Here is a 629-nt window from a genome sequence, read left to right on the forward strand (position 1 = left end):
CGCAAGCGGGCCGTTTTTGTTATGGGCTGCTGCCGACTCCCCGACTCCCCGCCTCCCGGCTCCTGCGCGCCGTGGAGGAGAGCCGCCTTTGGATTCTGCAGGCTGGGCGGGGGTGTGTGGGTTCGCGGGACACGCCGTGAATCCGTCCATGGAGGCTCATGTCGCGCCATCCATGGCGCTCATGGTCCCCCCCCCCCCCCCCCCCCCCCCTCGACAGTCTGCCGGCCGCCCATGAAAAAACAAACGCAGATGCCCTGCGACGGAGATGAGCGTCAGTACGTCATGCAGTCGTCGCGTCACGTTGCAGTCAATCACCCAGGTATCTGCATCTGCATCTGCATCTGCATCGGCGTTGGCGTTGGCGTTGAACATCGAGCACTGAGCATCGAGCACTGAGCACTGAGTACTGAGTACTGAGAATTGCGCTGAGCGCTGAGTATCCAGATTCGAGAAGCGAGCAGCGCAGCACCAGCTCGGCAGCGTTCTGCGTTTTGCTTTTGACTTCCCATTGCCCACCAGCCCCCTGTCAAAGGGTGGGCACGGGTGGGTTGGCGGGACCGTATGCCGCCATGGATGGCGGCATACGAGCTTACATGGACGTACTTGCAGCGGGTCCCGACAACCCCCCC

The organism is Stenotrophomonas sp. AGC87 (assembly GCF_057333975.1).